Raw genomic sequence first — 14,858 nt, forward strand, 5'->3', positions numbered from 1 at the left:
TTTTAAAATAAAGGGTCTGAAGATGAGTCAACAAATTCTAGAGCAAATTAAAACCTTAATTCAACAATTAGACCAATGAAATTATGAATACTATGCTTTAAATAATCCATCTGTGCCTGATCATGTTTATGATCAAGCAATGTTAGAGTTAATTGAACTTGAAAAAGCATATCCCCAATATAAACAAGCTAACTCACCAACAGTGCGTGTTGGTGGTTTTGTTTCGTCAAAATTTGAAAAAGTTGTTCATAAATATCCAATGCTTTCATTAGCTAATGCTTTTGATTTAAATGATTTAAAAAAGTTTGATCAAGATAATAAAGCTTACAATCTTGATCTAAAAGGATATATTCTTGAACCTAAAATTGATGGTTTAAGTATTTCTTTAATTTATAAAAATAGTCGTTTATATAAAGCTATTACTCGGGGCGATGGTGTTCAAGGTGAAGATGTTACTTTAAATGTTAAAACGATTAAAGATATTCCATTATATATTGATGATAAATATAAGGATTATGAAATTGAAGTTCGTGGAGAAGTCTTCATGGCTTATGAAGACTTTAAAGAACTTAATGATAGTATTGATGAAACTAATAAGAAGTTTGCTAATCCACGGAATGCAGCTGCAGGTAGTTTAAGAACATTAGATAATAGTGTAGCAGCAAGCCGAAACCTTAAAGCCTTTTGTTATTATTTAGTAAATGCTAAAGAATTAAATATTAATACCCAACAAGAATCTTTAGAATTTTTAAAAGCTAATAAATTTAAAGTATCTGAGTTAATAAAACATTGTTGTAGCATTAAAGAAGTTTGAGAGCAAATAGAACAAACAACCCAAATCAGAGACTCTTTATCTTATATGATTGATGGAATGGTACTTAAAGTTAATAACTTATCAATTTATGATGAGATTGGTTTTACTTCTAAGTTTCCAAAATGAGCAATTGCTTACAAGTTCCCAGCTAATGTAGTATCTACACAATTATTAGATATTATTTGTGATGTTGGACGAACAGGTAGAATCTCGTATGTTGCTAAACTCAAACCAATTTTATTAGATGGAAGTATGGTTGAGTTTGCAACCCTTCATAATGCTGATTTTATTGCTTTAAAAGATATTAGAATTGGGGATTATGTTAACTTATATAAAGCAGGGGATGTGATCCCTTATGTTGATAGTGTTGATTTATCAAAAAGAAATGAAAATAGTAAAGTATATATTCCGATTACTAAATGTCCATCTTGTGGTAGTGAATTAGTTAAGTTTGATGATGAAGTAGATCAACGGTGTTTAAATGAACGTAATTGTAAAGGTATTGTTGTTAATAAAATAGTTTATTTTACTTCACGACCTTGCATGAACATCGAAGGTTTAAGTGAAGCTAATATTAATAAATTCTTTGAAACTAATATCATCAGTGATGCAGCTGATCTTTATACTTTAAATGAACAACGAGAAGTTGTGTTTGCTTATGATTTTAAAATAAGAAACAAGAGTTTTAATAATTTAATTAATGCTATTGAACAATCTAAACATAACTCAGTAGAACGATTAATAACCGCTCTTGGTATTAGGTTTGTTGGACCAAACCTAGCTCTTAAATTAACTAAACACTTTAAAAGCTTAGAAGCTTTAATGGAAGCTAGTTATGAGGAGTTAATAAGCATTGATGCTTGTGGAATTAAAGCAGCTAATTCGATTTTACAATTCTTTTCTAATAAATATAATCAAGAGTTGATTTCTAAATTAATTAGTGCTAATGTTAACACTAAATACATTGATCATTTTAATTATGATGATAAGATTGTTGTAGTTGAAGAATATAAAAATAAAACCTTTGTGATCACAGGAACATTTAGTATTAATCGAAACGAAATTAAAGCTATTTTAGAAAACTATTATGATGCTAAAGTAACTAATACAGTAAGTAAGAAAACAGATTATTTATTAGCTGGAGCTAATGGTGGATCTAAATTAGAAACAGCTAAAAGTTTAGGAGTTAAAATCATTGAAACTGAATTTTGAAACAGCTAAAAGAAAACTAAAACTAGCTTTTAGTAGAAATAAAAAATATGAACCAGTTGGGGTAATCATTAAACAATATACAACTAGTAGTTTAGTGTTAGGAATTAGTATATTAGTTTGCTATGGCTCTTCTTTTTTAAAGTTTAGTTTTTTAAGTTTAGATTTTTCATTAGCTTGTTTATCTGTTTTAGTTTTTAAAGTCCGTTATAAATATATACTATTAGCTACTATTCTTTTATGTATTTCAAACTTAATGCATAGTAGTAACTGGGTTGGATTATTAGTTGTTAGTTTAAACAACTTATTGTTTATGCATTTATTAATCTTGTTTTATCATCTTTATTATTTAAGAGTTAAAAAACAGATAATGATCCATTTAAGCATTATTTTCTTCATTAGTAGTGTAATTACTTTATTATTTAATGTAATAATGAATGGGATTTTATATACTCCGCTTTATTGGTATAGTTTTAATTTAATTAAAAATCCATCAATATTAGCTGCTAAAACATTTTATGAACAAAAGCCTAATCTTTATTTACTTTATATTCCTGATTACTGAGCTGGTATTTTTACTTTATATACCATCTTTAATTTAATTAAATATAGTGTTGTTGCTTTTGTAGCTACGATCTTAAGCTATATCTCATATAGAACTAATAAATCTTTTCATTACTAAAGGAGAAATTATGAAATTATTTGATTCTTATTCAAACCAATTAATTGATCTAAATGAAGAGTTGATATCAATTTATAATTGTGGACCAACAGTTTATAATCATATTCACATTGGTAATGCTCGTCCATTAATTACAATGGATGTTTTACATCGATTTTTAAAACATCAAAAAAAAGAGGTTAAGTACATTTTAAATATTACTGATATTGATGATAAAATCATCAACTATGCTTTAGCTAATAATCTAAAAGAATTAGAAGTAAGTGAATTTTATTTCCAAGCTTATTTAACAGTTAATCAACGATTAAATATCTTAGAAACAATTAAACCTAAAGTATCTGATCATATGGATCAAATCATTGATTATATTGATCGATTGATTAAGGTTGGTGCTGGTTATTTTATAGAAGATGATGTTTATTTTGATACAAGTAAAATTAAGAATTATGGACATTTATCAAAACGAGATTTAGATAAAGATATAGCAGGGTTAAGAATTCAACAAGTTGAAGCTAAAAAAAGTGATAATGATTTTGTTTTATGAAAGAAAACAAAACAAGGGATTACTTGAAACACACCATGAGGAGTTGGACGACCTGGTTGGCATTCAGAATGTTCATGTTTAATTAATCATTTTATTGGTGAACAAGTAACTATTCATGGGGGTGGAAATGATTTAAAATTCCCACACCATGAAAACGAAAATGCTCAAAATAATGCTTTATATAATAAAAATTTAGCTAAGGTTTGAATGCACTTTGGACTTGTTAATATTAATGATGAAAAGATGTCTAAATCTTTAAATAACTTTGTATTAGTTAAAGATATATTAAATCAATTTGATTATCAAACTTTACGTTGATTCTTCTATCAAACTAACTATCGTCAACCAATTAAATATTCAATTCCAATTATGGAACAAAATGAACAAGAGATTAAAAAAATAGCAACCGCTATTAAAAATGCTAAAAATGCTCTTGTCTTCGCTAACTTATTTGATCAAATCCAATTAGTTAGTTACACTCCTTTTAATGAAGCTTTAGCTGATGATTTAGACTTAGTAAAAGGGGTATTATACATTAATGAATTAATCAAAAAAATTAATACTTTAGCTAAACAAAAAGAAAAAGCTAATGAATTATTATTAGCTTTAAACCAATTACTTTATTGTTTAGATGTATATGGGATTGAATTCACTAATAACCATAGTGAAGAAAATATTAAATTATTAAAAGAATGAAAAGCTAAAGTTGATGCTAATGATTATAGTAGTGCAGATCAACTTCGATTAGAATTACAACAAAAAGGTGTACTATAGTGCAATATTTATTTGGTAAAAAAGCATTAGCTGATTTAATTAATAATCAACAAAAAATTGAAGTTGTTTACTTATCAGCTGATCAAATAAAAATCATTAATCAACTACAAGCTAATCAGATCAACTACAAGACTGTTTCTAAGTCTTGATTTGATCAATTTGTTCAAACTCTTAATCATCAATATATAGCTACTAAACCATTAATTCAAAAACAAGAAAAATTAACTTTAGATCAATGATTAAAACAAATTAAACACAAGGAAACTGGTTTAGTTTTAATATTAGATAGTATTGAAGATCCAAGAAACTTTGGAGCAATATTAAGAAGTGCAGATGCCTTTGGTGTTGATGCTGTTTTTTATAAGAAAAACAACCAAGCTAAGGTTAATGATTTAGTAATTAAAACTAGTATGGGGGCAATTAATTACCTAAATTTATTTGAAGTAGCTAATTTATCAATGATTATTCAAAAACTTAAAGATCATGGTTTTTGAATTTATGCAACAACACTAGAAAATAGTGTTAGTTATGAAACTGTTGATTATGCTAAGAAGAGTTGCTTTGTTGTTGGTAATGAAAACAAAGGAATTAGTCAATTAATTCAAAAGAATTCAGACATTAATATTAATATCCCAATGTATGGGAGTGTTCAATCATTAAATGTATCAGTTGCTAGTGGAATTATTTTAAGTAATTTTAGAAGAGTAATTAAGCCATAAGCAATTTATTAATTAATTTAATTAATGATTGTATTTTAATACTATTATTTATATAATATATATTAGTGTAATTTTTAGAATTTACAAGAAAAAGATATTTAAGATAAGGTGACACAAATGACTAAAGCTGAGTTAGTTAAAGAATTACGTAAACGTACACAAGCAGGAATGTCTGAATGTATTAAAGCGTTAGATAAATCTGATAATGATATTGAAAAAGCAATTGTTTGATTACGAGAAAATGGAGCAATTAAAGCTGCTAATAAACAAATGAATGCTGCAACTGATGGGGTAGTATTAACAAAACAAGTTGATAATAAAGCGGTTTTAATTGAAGTTAACTGCCAAACAGACTTTGTGGCTCGTAATGAACAATTCTTAGAATACTCAAACACAATTTTAGATCAAGCAATAGCTGATGTAACAACTGATGGATGTTTTGAAAAACTTGTGATTAATAATAAACCAATTGCTGAATCTGGTTTAGAATTAACTGCTTTTATTGGTGAAAAAATTGTTTTCCGTCGTGGTAAAGTATTAATTGCAAATGAAAACCAAACACTTGGTTCATATACTCACAACAACAAAAGAGTTGGAGCAATTGTTTTAGTAGATAGTAAGGTTGATCCAGAAGTAGTTAGAAAAGTAGCTATGCATGCAGCTGCAATGCGTCCTAAATACTTAAGTCGTGAACAAGTTGATCCTAACTGATTAAACTCTGAACGTGAAATTATTGCTAACCTTGTTGCTAAAGAATTTGAAGAACAAGGAAAAGATGTTAAGTTTGCTGATAAGACAATTGAAGGTCGTTTAAACAAGATTTTAAAAGAAAACTGTTTAGTAGATCAACCATTCTTTATGGATAGTTCAAAAACAATTGGACAATATTTAGCTGAAAACAAAACTCAACCAATTGCTTTCTTTTCTTTTGAAGTTGGAGAAGGAATTGAAAAAGCTCCTGAATTAAGCTTTGCTGAAGAAGTTGCTGCTCAAATGAAGAAATAAGAAAAATAGAAAGTGATAAAAACTTTCTATTTTTATCAATTAAGGAAGAAATTAAATGCAAAAACAACGAATTGTTATTAAAATTTCAGGTGCTTGTTTAAAAACAGGTAGTGATTCAGTAATTGATTTTAACCAGATCTTACAATTAGCTAATCAGATTAAAACAATTAGTCAAAAATATTTAGTCTCAATTATTCTTGGTGGGGGTAATATCTGACGAGGGTGTAATGCTAAAGAGTTAGATATTGATCGAAATTGAGCCGATAATATGGGAATGATGGCAACAATCATTAATGGTTTAGCATTCCAAAGTGCTCTTAGCTCTTTAAATGTAAATAGTGTTGTACTATCAGCTATTAAGTGCGATAAAGTTGCATTAGAAGCAACAACAGCTAACATTGAAAATGCAATTAATAATGATCAAGTAATGATCTTTGTTGCAGGAACTGGTTTTCCTTATTTTACAACTGATTCTTGTGCTGCTATTAAAGCTGCAGAAACAAAATCTAACATCATTTTAATGGGTAAAAATGGGGTTGATGGGATTTATAATAAAGATCCTAATTTACATAGTGATGCTAAGTTTTATGACAAGATTACTTTTAGTCAAGCACTTGCTGAAAATCTAAAAGTAATGGATAAAACAGCTCTTGCTTTATGTGAAGAAAACAACATTGATCTAATTGTATTTAACATAGATCAAAAGGATGCAATTGTTGATGTTTTAAATAAGAAAATTAAACATACAATTGTTACTAAATAAGCAAAACAAAGGAAGGTTTATTTATGGATTTCAAACCATATGAAAAAATGATTAATAGCGAAGTAGAACATGTTTATACTTGAATTCATAATGAATTTATTAAATTAAGAACAGGAAGAGCAAGTCCAGCTATTTTAGATGGTTTAGTAGTTGATTATTATGGTGAGAAAACACCAATTAACCAACTAGCTAATATCTCACTTCCTGAACCTAGAGTTTTATTAATTAAACCATATGATCGTTCAAGTATTAAAGATGTAGCTGCAGCTATTAATGAATCAAACTTAGGAATTAATCCACAAGTTGATGCTGATGTTATTCGTTTAACTTTCCAAGCACCAACTGAAGATATTCGTAAGGGTTTAGTTAAAAAAGCAAAAGCAATTGCTGAAGATGCAAAAATTAAAGTTCGTCGAATTCGTCAAGATGCTCAAGACAAATTCAAAAAAGAAGTTGGTCTTGTTGAAGATGATAAAAAATACTTTCAAACTGAACTTGATAATTTAACAAAAGAAATTAACAAACACATTGAAAGTTTATTAGCTAATAAAGAAAAAGATATTTTAACTATTTAATTACTGTGCAAATTCACAAATTAGATCAAAACCAAAAAAAGAATCTAAAACAAAGACTAAGATCTGTTTTATACATTGTTGGGTTTTTAGTAATTATTTTTGTACTAGCACTTTTTGCTGAAAAAAACTATAAATGATCCCCATCACAAGTTTTAGAGATTCCGATTTTTCAAACCATTTGTGCTTTTTTAATACTAGCATTTTTAATTCCAATAATCTGTATAGCTAGCTTTGAATTTTCTAAAGCTTTCTTTAAAAAATCCAAACGCTATATTTTCATTATTACAACGATCTTTTTAGTTACAACAATTTTACCAACCTTATCTTATTTAGTTTTTGTTTATGATCTGACTAAAACAGATTATGAATACAAACAAGTTTTATTGTTGTTTTATCTAACACTTGGAATTAGTTATGCTTTTGGTTTTTTAATCATTTTAATCTTAATGTTTATATTAAAAATCCAGCAAGTTAGAAAATACATCTTAGCTTTAATTATTTATACATTAGTAAGCTTTTTCTTTATTGGTTTTATGTACACGATTTATGTTCGTGGTTGAATTACTACTTTACTTTTAATGTTAGTAGTGTTTGCTTCAGATAGTTTTGCTTATCTTGGTGGTATTAAATTAGCTAAACATAAATTAGCTCCTAAAATTAGTCCTAAGAAAAGTGTTGAAGGGTTAATTGTTGGTTTAGTTGCATCAACCATCTTAATTTTAATTGTTCTTGCTATATTAACTACAATTCCAAACCAAAGCATTAATAAATATGAAAATGTGCTTTTTAATTGGTATGGTATTGATTTTAGTAAATCAATAATTACAATCCTAAATGCTAAAAACTTAGCTGGTTGATGAATAGTAAGTGCAATCATCTTATTGATTTTTAGTTTATTAAGTACAGCTGGTGATTTAATTTTCTCAGCTGCTAAAAGAGCTGTTAATATCAAAGACTTTAGTAATATATTACCAGGACATGGAGGTATATTAGATCGAATCGATTCATTATCATTAGTCTTTTTTGTTCACTTTACTATTACACTAATTATTAATGGATCAACTAATGAAGCAAATATATTTGTAATCAATAATTAACAACAAAATACAACTATAAAAAGTTGATTAAATCATAGATTAATGGTACTGAGTGCGTATAAATTAGCACTGGTACTATTTTTTCTTTACTATCTAGTTTTAAATCTAAAGCAATTAGTGATTTGTTCTTATTTTCATACACTAATTGATGTCTTATATAATAAGAGAAGTTATTGATTTTAACATGTAGTTTCTTAAACTTTTTGATCTTACTATAAGTTTTATTATCAAGTTCAAAAACACGATGTTTAGTTTCTAGAAAACTACTTGTGAATTTTTGGTTTTTAAAACCAAAAGCGATTCCAATTCCTAAAACAGTACAAGAGATTGTAGCTGTAAGTGCAATACTAATTCATCTATTAAGCATTTAAATTCACTACCTTTATAAAATGATCAGTTAATAAGTTATCGTGTGAAACATAAAGAACTAAATTATTTTCCTTAATAATAGGAAGTAAATGAACTAGTACAAAAGCTTTTGTAGCCCCGTCAACATGAGATAATGGTTCATCTAAAAGTAGTAGTTTGTTTTTGTATTTTAGTAAACTTAAAAATGAAACGATTTGTCGTTGTCCCATTGAAAGTCGTTCACTTAATTCTTGTGAAGTTGCTAATTCTCAGTTGATGTTAGTAAATTGTGATAATTTCTTAAAAACAATATCGATTTGACTATCTGGAATCTGGTTCATAAAATAAGCTAAATCAAAATCGACATTACTAATTGTTGATGGTTGATAAATAACTTTATCTACAATCTGTTTAAAGTCAAAATCAAAAGCACTTTGCTGATTAAAATAAACATTAAAGTGTGGTTCATAAAATTGAATAATAGCTTTTAGTAAACTTGTTTTACCAGATCCACTATGACCAATAATTAAGGTATGTTCATCAAATGAATAGTTTTTAGAAAAACAACTAACTTGAACCGAATCGATTTTAGTTAAACTTGATCCATCTCTGTTAATATTGTTCATAAATAATACTTTTTCAACAATCATTTTAGCTTGTTGATATGATGCTTGATTATTTAAATAATCAAAAATAGTATTAATTCCTGAACTTACGTTCTGGTGTAAAAACAATAAAAAGGTTAAATTACCAACATCAATTGGTTGGTTTTTACTAATTTTTAAATATACATAAACACTTGTGATTAATAATAAAGATAAAGCATTAAAGATATTATTAATCGTTTTAAAATGACTATTAACCAATGTACTTTTATTAGTATCATTCATTAGACTTGCTTGGACTTGATCATAATCATTTTTAGCTATAGTACTCTTATTAATAAAGAATGCTTCTTTAATTAGATTTAAGAATGTTTGGTATTTAATAAAGTTCTTTTGGGAATGGTTTAATAAAACTGATGCCATTTTCTTGTTATATAAATAACTAAATAAAGCAACAAACCCATTTAAGATTACAAACCCTAAACTAATACTTAACAATAACCAATCATTTAATCCTAAGATCACACTAATAACACAAGCATATAAAACATTAGTATAAAGCTTGGTTCTAACTACTAATAAGAAGTTAATAATACTTAATATATGAGATGGAATCTGACTTAATTCACCCATATTAGTCTTTGCATAAAAACTTTGTTGTTTATACATTAATTGGTTATTAATATAGTTCATGATTGTAATATAAATACGATTGGTTTGCTTTGTTATAAACAGATCAAACAATAGTTGTTTAAAACTATTGATTAAAAAGAAAAAGAAGAAAACTAGACTTAGTTGTAATAAGTTCTTTAAGATTTGATGAACAATCACGAAGTTAATTACATAATTTAAATATCGGCTTAAAATAATACTGAATGGAATCGATACTAATTCTAATAAGAAGATGATTATTAAATCAATCACTCTTATACTTTTAAGATAGCTTTGATCAAAACTAGTAACTTTAAGAACATCATTTTGTTTATTAAATTGAACCAATACTCCTAAAAAACACTTACTAAATTGATCTAGATCTCAATAATAAACTCCATCCTTCGGATCATAAACTTTCAGTTTTTGATCACTTATTACTTTAATTACATTAAAATGAGCTAAGTTATCTTTATTAACTAATACAACATAATAATCATCTTTAGCTAATTCAAAAACTTCTTCAGCTTTACATTCATATGAACTAGCATTTAAGCTATATTCATTAGCTAAACGTTCTAGTTCAAAAACACTAATTCCATTAACACTTAAATTAGCTTTTGCTAATAGTTCATTTTTAGTTATTTTGCTTTTTTTGTAATGATTAATGATCATTGCTAAAACACAAATCCCACACTCATTATTAATAATTTGATTAACTATTTTCATATCCCCTCCATTAGCTTAATTTGTACAAACCATTAAATAATTGATTTTTTGAGTTAATAAGGAGTTATTTTGTATAATTAAACTAGCGTTTCTTTAATTTATAGAAACACATCTATAACTAAAATTAAATATTTATTTAAAAGGAGCTATAATGGCAAAAATTAATTTTTTGGCATTAGGTGGACAAGATGAGCGGGATAAGTCATGCTTTGTTGTTGAAGTTAATGACGAAATTTTCGTATTTAATGCTGGTGTAAAGCTACCACCTAATGATATTTCAGGGATCAATGCAATTATTGCAGATTTTAGCTATTTAGAAGCTAATGCAAAAAAAATTAAAGGGATATTTGTTGGAACGCCAAGTTTTGCAAATGTTACTGGTTTACGTTTATTATTAAGTCAAATTAATCCCAAAACACCAATTTATACAAGTTCAATTGGAGCTGGTATTATTAAGCGTGTTTTTGATCAAAAATCTCACATCAAAAAAGTTGAACCAAACATTATTGAACTAGAACCAATTAAAGATAAAAAGGTTGGTTCAATTTTTGCAACTGCTTTTAAAATTACTAACTCATTACCACACTCATATGGGTATGTACTTAAAACAGAAGATGGAGCAATTGTTTATATTGATGAGTTTATTATTTCAAACGATAGAAACAAAACATTTGATTCACAAATTAACTTTTTAAACTCAATTACTAAAAACAACACTTTAGCTTTAATCATTGGAACTGGTCAATCTGGTTTAAATGCATATACAGCACCAAGTCATAAAAACAAATCATTTTATGAAGATATTTTAAATAAAGCTAATCAACGTTTAATTGTGGCTTGTGATAGTTCTGATGCTTATAGTATTTTTACTTTAGCAACAATTGCTAAACAACAAACTAAACCATTTATTATTTATTCAAACAACTTTATTAATGTCTTTAGTAGTGTTATTAAGCAAGGTTTATATAACAACAAGAATTTAATGTCTACTCCAATTGCTGAGATGAATAAATTAGAGAAGGCAATTATTGTAATTGCTGATAATCCTGATAATTTATTTAATCGCTTAAAGAAAATTATTGGTGGCGAAGATAAATTATTAACAATTAATCCAAATGATTATTTTGTACTAGGGTTTCCTGTAATTGCAGGGATTGAAATGTTAGTTGCTAATTTATGTGATGAATTAGGAAGAAAAGACATTGATTTTTCTTTATTACCAAAAGATTATTTAAGAATGGTTCAATCTGATGAAGATTGCAAACACGTTGTTAATTTATTACAACCAAGATATGTAATTCCAATTAATGGACTTTATAAACAAGAAGTGAAGTTTACACAAGCTGTTACTTCATCTTGAATCAAAAATGAACAAGTAATCTCACTTGATAATGGTGAACAAGTCTTTGTTGAAGACAAAAACTTACTTCCAAAAAGAAACAGAGTTCCAATTGAAGAAAAATTCTTATCAATGTATAATGCTCTTGATGTGGGAAGTGGTGTTATTTATGAACGTTTACAAATGAGTGAGAACGGGGTTGTAAGTATTAGTTTTATCTTTGATAAACAATGTCAAAAACTACTTAATAGTGTTCAATTTAAATACTATGGGGTAGTTAACAATGGACCTTTTTCACTTTCAAAAGTAGAAGAAATTGAAGCTACTTTTAAAGAACGAATGGGTGAATGTTTATTCTATGATAAAAACAAAAAGTTAGATATCAAAGAAACAAAAGCAGCTCTAAAACGATTATTAGCACGTTTGTTTGAAAAGAAATTCAACAAACGTCCATTAGTTTTATCAAACTTCATTGATTACACTACAATTAAATAATAATGTTTTATGTTTATAGAGGGATGTTGTATGGAAACTAGAAAAAATAAACCACAAAAAACAATTTCATATTACACCAACCAACAAACCAATAATGAACAAGATACTAATAAAACAGTAAACAAAAAACCAAAAGCAGAAAAAAAGCTGATTAACAAAAAGTTGTTAATTACTATTTTTTATGCCATCGGTTTTTTTCTTTTACTAATTACAATAACTAAAGTACCTTATACTGGTGCAATCTTAGATTATGTTATTGAATACTTCTTTGGTTGAGCTAAGTTTTTTGTTTATGCTGTTTTATTAGTTTTCTTTATTGTTTTTTATATACCAAAAGCAAGAAAGAAGATATTTTCTGAATCGTTGATAATAGCTTATGTTTTTATAGCTATTATCATCCCTATTTTATTAGGTTCATTAGGTAATGGGTTATTTTTACTTAATAAACAAGATATAACTAAACCTGAGAATGCTTCATTTGCTCTTAGTTTAACTCAATCTGATGCTAGTTTTAGTTTTAGTTCAGTATGAGCTAAAAACTTTAATAAAGCAATTGGACATGAACAATACTACTATACATTACCAATGAGCTTTGGGGGAGTGATTGGTTTTGTTCATGTTGATTTATATAAACACTCAGGATGAATTTATAGTGTTGTATTAACTGGTTTATTAATAATTCTTATTTTAGCTATTGTGATTAGTTTAAACATTAAAACAAAAACAACATTTAATCTTAAATTAAAGATTATTAATTACTTTATTAAAAGCATTAACAAAAATCATAATCGTAATCTAGAACTTGTTGATCTTGATGATCAAGAAGATCAACAAGTAAATAAAGAAGAAAATAAAGAAGAAAATAAAGAAGAAAATAAAGAAGTTGATGATTTAGTAGATGAACTAAAACAAACCAAAGAAGAGCAAGAAATTAAACAAAATAGAGATGTTACTATTACTAATCCAGTTCAAAACGAAGTGGTTTATGAACAACAGGAACAATTTAATCAACCAGTTCAACAACAACAAACTAATAATCTAGTAACTGAACCAGCTTTGTTTACTAGTAACATTAATTCAAACCAATCTACAAACCAACAACAATTAAATCTAAACAACATTTCACAAACATACTCACACCAAACTAGTTTTGATCAACAAGAACAAACAAAAACACCAACAACTACTAAATCATCATTTCAACCAAAACCAGCTTTAGTTACAAATAACTTTGATTTTGCTGATGAAGTTGTTGAAAATAAAGTTAATGAAGAAATCGAAACCGATAACTACAAATATTATCCAAAAACAAGTATTATCAATGAACTTAATAAAGATTTTTATCATGAACTTAAATTATTAGCAGCTGATGTTGACAAAGATGCTCAACGTTTCTTTAGTGAACAAAACATTACATTTGATCAAGCTACTATTAATGTTTTATTTAGTAGTTTTGAAATTGGATATGAAATTAAAGAAAATCAAGTATCTGCGATCTTAGCTAGATATAGTGAATCCTTAAAAGAACATTTAAACTACTACACTCTTAACCAACATCAAGATGCTAAATTAAATGTCTTTGGTTTAGGTTCTAAATTATATGTTCAAGTTGCTTTTAAGAGTTTAAGTTCAAGTGTTAGTTTAAAAGAATTATTAGATAAAATTGATTATAATAACCAACTATATATTGGGCTTGGTAAAAAGAGTAATCGAGAACTAATATATTTAAATAATGACTATAACATTATTATGGCTCAAGGTAATAATGGATCTGGACGTTCTAAATTATTATCTGTTGCTATTATTAGTGCTCTTTATAAAAAATCACCTAAGGAATTAGATTTATATTTAGTAAGCAATAACACTAAATCACTTAGTGTGATTGAACAACTACCGCATATTAAAGCTGTTGCTAAAGCTGATGAGTTTGAAGGAACAATTAGTTTATTAAGATCATTAAATGAAAAAACAACTGATGTGATTAAACGTAAACTAGAACCGAATAATTGCAATGATATTTATCAATATAATGAGAAATTTCCACATGATCAAATTCCACAAACTTTAATTGTGATCAGTGAATATAATGATATTTTAGAAAGTTCATATGCTCAAACCTTTAAAACCTTAATTTATCGATTAAGAAATAATGCTCAAATAATGGGCTTTAAGGTTTTATTATTTAGTGCTTTTAGTAATGAAAACACAACAGAATTTAAACAGATTGCAGATTGTTTAATTGGTTTAAAAAACAATAATGTCAATGAAAGTTATCTTTTCTTAAATTCAACTTTATGTACTAATTTAGTTGGTAATGGGGATATGGTAATAGTAGTTGATCGCGACTTTAAAAATCCGATACGAGCACAAGTTCCACAAATTGAAAATGAAACATACACAAACATCATTAATGAAATAATGCACTGTGATTATAATTTAGATGTGCTTAGAAATGGTGAGAAAAAAAGTATCAAAACCAAGAAGTTTTTTAGCAATCTCATCAATTAAG

The 14,858-nt window shown here is 26.8% G+C and carries 12 protein-coding genes; 10 read left to right on the forward strand and 2 right to left on the reverse strand.

The window, feature by feature from the left end:
- Positions 1–22 precede the first annotated feature (22 nt).
- From ligA to JM47_RS03850, 8 genes are all read left to right on the forward strand, one after another.
- Positions 23–2,035: an NAD-dependent DNA ligase LigA gene (ligA, locus tag JM47_RS00520; protein ID WP_208895078.1), complete on the forward strand. Its 2,013-nt coding sequence runs from the start codon at positions 23–25 to the stop codon at positions 2,033–2,035.
- The gene (locus JM47_RS00525) at positions 2,010–2,705 is read left to right on the forward strand and encodes an MPN527 family putative ECF transporter permease subunit (protein WP_208895079.1); all 696 of its coding nucleotides are present in this window, start codon (positions 2,010–2,012) and stop codon (positions 2,703–2,705) included. The genes ligA and JM47_RS00525 overlap by 26 nt, the downstream gene beginning before the upstream one ends.
- Positions 2,706–2,715: 10 nt before the next feature.
- Complete coding sequence (gene cysS / locus JM47_RS00530; RefSeq protein WP_208895080.1) at positions 2,716–4,023, forward strand: cysteine--tRNA ligase; 1,308 nt, start codon at positions 2,716–2,718, stop codon at positions 4,021–4,023.
- Entirely contained in the window at positions 4,023–4,742 is a 720-nt protein-coding gene (rlmB, locus tag JM47_RS00535) for a 23S rRNA (guanosine(2251)-2'-O)-methyltransferase RlmB (protein ID WP_208895081.1), read from the forward strand. Before cysS ends, rlmB begins: the two co-directional genes overlap by 1 nt.
- Before the next feature lie 117 nt (positions 4,743–4,859).
- Complete coding sequence (gene tsf / locus JM47_RS00540; RefSeq protein WP_208895082.1) at positions 4,860–5,747, forward strand: translation elongation factor Ts; 888 nt, start codon at positions 4,860–4,862, stop codon at positions 5,745–5,747.
- A gap of 55 nt (positions 5,748–5,802) precedes the next feature.
- Positions 5,803–6,510, forward strand: coding sequence for a UMP kinase (gene pyrH, locus JM47_RS00545; RefSeq protein ID WP_208895083.1), 708 nt, complete (start codon positions 5,803–5,805; stop codon positions 6,508–6,510).
- A gap of 23 nt (positions 6,511–6,533) precedes the next feature.
- Entirely contained in the window at positions 6,534–7,085 is a 552-nt protein-coding gene (gene frr, locus JM47_RS00550; protein WP_208895084.1) for a ribosome recycling factor, read from the forward strand.
- A gap of 5 nt (positions 7,086–7,090) precedes the next feature.
- A complete protein-coding gene (locus JM47_RS03850; RefSeq protein WP_222702328.1) occupies positions 7,091–8,182 on the forward strand; it encodes a phosphatidate cytidylyltransferase in 1,092 nt (363 codons plus the stop codon).
- Positions 8,183–8,195: 13 nt separating this feature from the next.
- On the opposite strand, the gene JM47_RS00560 is transcribed toward JM47_RS03850, so the two are convergent.
- Together JM47_RS00560 and JM47_RS00565 are read right to left on the reverse strand one after the other, a co-directional pair.
- A complete protein-coding gene (locus JM47_RS00560; protein ID WP_208895085.1) occupies positions 8,196–8,549 on the reverse strand; it encodes a hypothetical protein in 354 nt (117 codons plus the stop codon).
- A complete protein-coding gene (locus tag JM47_RS00565) occupies positions 8,542–10,515 on the reverse strand; it encodes a cysteine peptidase family C39 domain-containing protein (RefSeq protein ID WP_208895086.1) in 1,974 nt (657 codons plus the stop codon). Before JM47_RS00565 ends, JM47_RS00560 begins: the two co-directional genes overlap by 8 nt.
- Positions 10,516–10,666: 151 nt before the next feature.
- On the opposite strand from JM47_RS00565, the gene JM47_RS00570 reads away from it, so the two are divergent.
- Together JM47_RS00570 and JM47_RS00575 are read left to right on the forward strand one after the other, a co-directional pair.
- Entirely contained in the window at positions 10,667–12,349 is a 1,683-nt protein-coding gene (locus JM47_RS00570) for a ribonuclease J (protein WP_208895087.1), read from the forward strand.
- Between the two features lie 30 nt (positions 12,350–12,379).
- The gene (locus JM47_RS00575) at positions 12,380–14,857 is read left to right on the forward strand and encodes an FtsK/SpoIIIE domain-containing protein (RefSeq protein WP_208895088.1); all 2,478 of its coding nucleotides are present in this window, start codon (positions 12,380–12,382) and stop codon (positions 14,855–14,857) included.
- Position 14,858 lies beyond the last annotated feature (1 nt).

The organism is Ureaplasma diversum (assembly GCF_000941095.1).
Lineage (GTDB): Bacteria > Bacillota_I > Bacilli_A > Mycoplasmatales > Mycoplasmoidaceae > Ureaplasma > Ureaplasma diversum.